General features: G+C 63.5%; 1 protein-coding gene. It reads right to left on the reverse strand.

Going from position 1 to position 1333, the window contains the following annotated elements; translation table 11 throughout:
• On the reverse strand, window positions 1–1238 hold a 1238-nt coding region (locus tag KUG43_RS07680), incomplete at its 3' end, for a zinc-dependent metalloprotease family protein (protein ID WP_286194529.1).
• Between the last annotated feature and the right edge of the window lie 95 nt (window positions 1239–1333).

Here is a 1333-nt window from a genome sequence, read left to right on the forward strand (position 1 = left end):
AACTGCACGGCGCCGTTGGGATCAAGCACCTGCAGGGTGGTGTTTGTGGTCGGGGGTGGCGTCGTGGTGGTGGTTGGAGGTGGGGTGCTGGTGGCGGATTGAACGGTGCCGCTCACCATGTATTGGCCGAGGCTGCCGTAGTCGGTGTACCCGGTGGGGGTGGTGGCCAGGGGAGTGCCGAATCCCACGCCGTCGATGCCGAGGTAGTAGGTGCCGGCGGTGAGGTTGATGGAGAAGCTGGCCGTGGTGAGATCGGCCGGGTTGAAGGTCTGGACGATGCTCTGGTCGGCCCGGTAGAGGGTCGCGGCGATGTCCAGGTTGGCGCCGCGGGCGGCGAGGTATTCGGTGACGTAGTTGCCAGCGCTGCCGGTGAACGCCCTGGAGGCATTGACGATGTTGAAGGAGACCAGGCCGGAACTGGTCTCGAAGCGGAACATGTCCACATCCGTGTTGCGCTCAACGATGCCGAAGCTGCTGAAGCTCAGACCGGTCAGCGCTGTTGCGGTGGCGAAGCTGTTGCCGTGGTCATCGGCGGCATAGGAGAAGCCGTTGCCGTTGGTGATCGTGGCGAGGTCGTCCTGGGTGTTGTTGGCACCGGTGTACTGCCCCTTGGTCCACTGGGTCAGATTCTCGTCGTTGCCCAGCCAGGCGGCGCCCATGATGGTGCCCCAGCTGGTGGGACCGGTGCCGCCATGGCCGCCGTAGTACTCGCTGGTGCCGGCGCCGTCATGGGTGAGGCCAAGGGTGTGGCCCACTTCGTGACTGGCCGTTTCGGCCGCGGTGTATTCACCCCTGTTGAAAACGAGTGCTACATCATCGGTACTCCAGTTGAAGCTGTTGTAGTACGCGGTACCGCCGCCACCGGCGTTGATGATGGCGTTGCCGGTCAGCAGGTTGAGGTTGCTGGTGAAGGCCACGCGAATGCCCCAGCGGTCATCTCCTGTGCCGACTTTGCGCAGGTTTTCGGTGCCAGGGTCCTGGGTGGTGACGTTGACATTGAAGGGTGAGAAGTCCTCGGCGACCCGTTGCCAGATGCGCTGAATTTCCGTCAGTGCGGTGGCATCAAGGGTGTTGTAGAAACCCTTCAGGCTCAGGTTGCCGCCGTTCTCCCAGGGGGTGTTGTTGATGGCATAGCCATCGAAGTCAAGGAAGATCGTTTTCGTGGCGGTTGGGTTGCTGTGCAGTTGGAACACCTTGCTCAGATCCACACCCGTGCCGAGGGTGACCACGCCGTCCATGACCAAGGGAGCCTGGTCGGAGGTGGTGTCCCAGGCCTCGGCGCCGTCAGCGGTGCTGACGGCCAGCACGCTGCAGGCCCTGCAGCCGCAGCTGG

The organism is Synechococcus sp. CCY 0621 (assembly GCF_019038465.1).
Classification (GTDB): domain Bacteria; phylum Cyanobacteriota; class Cyanobacteriia; order PCC-6307; family Cyanobiaceae; genus Cyanobium.